The following is a 3,760-nucleotide window of genomic DNA, read 5'->3' as shown; positions in this document are numbered from 1 at the left end:
AAAACTGGGCATCACAAAACCCTACATCTACCCAGAAATGGATAGGGTGTCTGAGTATCTCAAGTCTTTGTATGAGAAATCTAAATAGCCACTTGCACAGAAGGAACGCACTTAAGTGCGGCATATAAGTTTGAAGCTCCTTAGCATTTATACGAAAGTAAAAAAATACCTTCACAACACCCTTTGGATTATGGGAGACAAGATAACCAACCTGGGTGTTGGCTTTCTTGTGACTGTAGTTGTGGCCCGTTATCTAGGCCCAGAGGATTTCGGTATCTTTTCTTATGCAATTTCAGTTGCTGCCCTATTTGCGGCCGCAGGACATATGGGTTTAAGCGGACTGGTTGTTCGGGAGATTGTGAAAAAACCTGACGAACGTGGTGTGACGCTAGGGACAACCTTAGGCCTCAAATTTATTGGTATGGCACTTGGTTATACGCTATTACTCGTCTATGCAATAGCCTATGAAGGTGTTACAAGCATAGAGTTCACGGTTCTTGCAATCGCCGGCGCTGTTCTTCTTGTCAGGCCTTTTGACATTATTGATTTCTGGTTTCAGGCCTTTGTGCAAGCAAGGTATGTAACCTATGCACGGCTCACAGGTCTGGCAGTTTCATCAGTTCTAAAGCTGCTCTTTGTTTTTCTTGGGTTCAGTGTTGTTTACTTTGTAGCAGCCAATCTTATACAGGCAATCGCAATCGCAATCGCATTCCTTTTTGTCTACAAAATAAAATCCAGCCTTAAAGTTGCTGAGTGGAGCTTTAGTTGGTCAAAAGCTAAAGAGTTATTTAGCCAAGGATGGGTGATCTACTTAGGGTCTATCTTTGCAGTTATCTACCTTAAAGTAGACCAAGTCATGCTGCGCTGGTTTGAAGGCTCTGAAGCTGTAGGCATCTATGCTGTTGCAGCTCAGCTTTCTGAGGCTTGGTACTTTGTTCCGGTAGCAATCGTAGCTTCTTTCTTCCCTAAGCTGATTAAGCTAAAAGAAGAAAATCCAGAGCAGTTCAATAAAAGATTACAGCAGTTGTTTGATCTCTTATTCATCTTGGCACTTGGCGTTGCAGTAGTAATGACCTTTCTTTCAGAATGGGTTATCACACTATTTTTTGGTGCGTATTATATTGATAGTGCCAGTGTTTTGGTGATTCATATTTGGGCGGCCATTTTTATTTTTATGCGCGCAGCCTTCTCAAAATGGATACTGATTGAAAATGCTCTGGTTTTTTCTTTAATAACTCAGGGTGCGGGTGCACTGATTAATGTGGCGCTTAACTATTTTTTCATTCCAAGCTTTGGTGTTCAGGGTGCTGCCTACGCAACATTAATTTCCTATGCTTTTGCGTCATTTTTCTCACTGCTAATTTATAGTAAAACGAGGCCGGTTTTTATTATGATGCTTAAGTCAATTTTTATTCTTTTTAGATACTCCATTATTAAGGTATTTGGATGAAGAAGTTTATAAAGAAGCTGCTGCCTAAATCAGTAATCAGTTTTATCAGAAAATCAATCACTCATGTAAAGCTTTCGTTTTTACCCCTGGCTCATAAAAGCCGCTTTTTTTCCAGCTTTTACTACCTGATTAGCAATGAGTTCTCTAATGAACATCAAGCAGTTCTTAAAGGTCGTAAAGCCTACCATGAATCATTAAAAGAGATAGGCGAAACCTGTGCACTGCTACGCAGAAACACACACCGCCTGGAGAAGGGCTTAATCATGCGGCCCAGGCGCAGCGTTTTTGCTGAAGGGTTTATTCAGGAAACAGTAGATTGCTATAAGGATGCTGTTAAATCAAAACTTCTGGCAGAAACTGAAAAAAAATGGGCAACAGACGTTCTTGATGAGTATTTTAAGATCGCTGGTGCTACTGCTATTACAGAGCAGGCTAGAAAAACCTATAAAGAAGCACGTCAGAAGTTGCCAGATGTTTTTGAACTTGCTGCTGAGTTCCCCAGTGAAGATGCTAGTTATAAGCCATATTCTCACGAGCAACTTCCAAACACAGACATAAGTTTTGATGAGTTAAAGCAGTTATTTATTCGCAGACGTTCAGTGCGCTGGTACCAAGATAAAAAGGTACCCCTGGACTTGGTTCAGCAAGCAGCCAATATAGCCAGCTTCGCCCCTTCAGCCTGTAATCGCCAGCCTTACCGTTTCCTGTTTTGTAATGAAAAAGAAAAGGCTGTTGCTATTGCCAAGTGTGCAGGCGGCACTACGGGGTTTGCAGAGAACCTGCCCGCAATGATTGCCATAGTGGGTGATCTATCAGCCTATCCCTATGAGCGGGATCGTCACCTGATCTATATAGATGGTTCCTTGGCAGCTATGCAGTTGATGCTTGCACTTGAAACCCTAGGCCTTTCGACTTGCTCTATCAACTGGCCGGAAGTTGATGCAAATGAACGAAAAATCAGAAAAGTGATCAAGCTCAAAGATTATGAAAGGGTCGTTATGCTGCTAGCGGTCGGTTATGCGGATGCTAGCGGCGGTATTCCCTATTCACAGAAAAAAGCAAACCAACTTATTTTGGAAGATATTAGTCAATGATCATTGAAATCAGAAAAGCAGGTTTTGTTAACAAGGGTGCCGAGTTGATGCTTCACGCTGTGATGCAAAAAGTTCAGGAGCGCTATCCTGAGGCAACACTGGTGATGGCCCCCAGCCACAAGGGTGGCAGTCAGCCATTCCATAAATTAACCCAATTAGGTTTTTACCCTAAAGCCTGGTTGTGGCGTTATGGCATCCAGTGGGGTGATTTTGCAGGTTATCTACCCAAAAAACTGCGTGAAATGTATGGTTTGGTGCTGGATAAAGATGTAGATGTTGTGCTGGATGCTGCTGGTTTTTCCTACAGTGATCAGTGGGGTGTTGGTAGTAGTAAAGATTTGGCGCGTTCCAGCAAGCGTTGGAAAATGCGCGGCACAAAAGTCATTTTATTACCACAAGCATTAGGGCCTTACAAGAAAACTGAAATCCAACCCTGGGTAAAGCAGTGGGCTGAGAATGCAGATCTGATTTTTGCCCGTGAGCCTGATTCTTACAAACACCTAACCGATCTGGTTGGAGAGCAGAATAAAATCAAACTTTTTCCAGACTTCACAAACCTGGTCAAGGGCACCCTGACAGCCAACTACGATGCCAGTAACAAGCGCATTGCTTTGGTGCCTAACTACCGCATGGTTGATAAAACCAGCAAAGAAGAAAGTGAAGCCTATCTGCCCTTTATGATTCGTTGTGCCAAGTATTTGGTTGAACAGGGTGCTCAGCCGTTTGTGCTGGTGCATGAAGGGGCCAATGACCAAATGCTGGCCGAGAAGATCTCAGAAGCCGTAGGTGGTATTCCCATCGTCAAAGAAACCGATCCTCTGCATATCAAAGGTATTTTGGGTACTTGTGATGCCACCATTGGTAGCCGCTTTCATGGTTTAGTCAGCGCCCTGTCACAAGGAGTCCCTTCACTGGCAACGGGCTGGAGCCATAAATACATTCGACTTTTTGAAGACTATGGTTTCAAGGATGGGGTTGTCACAGTATTGGATACCGATGAAGAGCTGCACAAAAAAATTGACCTGCTACTAAAGCCTGAATCAGCACAGCCTCTGAAACAGCAGCTTACGGAAAAATCAGAACAGCTTAAAAAGCAATCTGAAGAAATGTGGGAGCTTGTTTTTGCTGAAATGGATAAAGTAGCAAAGAAGTAGTTTAACCCATGCTCACCACCCCAAAACCCCTTAACCCTAACGAATGGCTGGCTGATACTTCA

The 3,760-nt window shown here is 43.2% G+C and carries 3 protein-coding genes; all 3 read left to right on the top strand.

From position 1 onward, the window contains the following. Window positions 1–115: 115 nt before the first annotated feature. The 3 genes from IBX50_RS18335 to IBX50_RS18325 are packed head-to-tail and all read left to right on the top strand — an operon-like array spanning window position 116 to window position 3,698. Window positions 116–1,450, top strand: a complete 1,335-nt coding sequence (locus IBX50_RS18335) for a flippase (protein ID WP_292257845.1) — start codon at window positions 116–118, stop codon at window positions 1,448–1,450. After that, window positions 1,447–2,544, top strand: coding sequence for a nitroreductase family protein (locus IBX50_RS18330; RefSeq protein WP_292257844.1), 1,098 nt, complete (start codon window positions 1,447–1,449; stop codon window positions 2,542–2,544). Before IBX50_RS18335 ends, IBX50_RS18330 begins: the two co-directional genes overlap by 4 nt. After that, on the top strand, window positions 2,541–3,698 hold the full coding sequence (locus IBX50_RS18325) for a polysaccharide pyruvyl transferase family protein (RefSeq protein ID WP_292257843.1): 1,158 nt from the start codon (window positions 2,541–2,543) through the stop codon (window positions 3,696–3,698). Before IBX50_RS18330 ends, IBX50_RS18325 begins: the two co-directional genes overlap by 4 nt. The last annotated feature ends 62 nt before the right edge of the window (window positions 3,699–3,760 follow it).

This window comes from Marinospirillum sp. (genome assembly GCF_014859565.1).
This window is presented reverse-complemented; position numbering and strand designations above follow the sequence as displayed.

Bases quoted from the DNA above. Each gene is read 5' to 3' on its own strand.
- IBX50_RS18330 (WP_292257844.1), top strand. From the start codon at position 1,447: ATGAAGAAGTTTATAAAGAAGCTGCTGCCTAAATCAGTAATCAGTTTT.
- IBX50_RS18325 (WP_292257843.1), top strand. From the start codon at position 2,541: ATGATCATTGAAATCAGAAAAGCAGGTTTTGTTAACAAGGGTGCCGAG.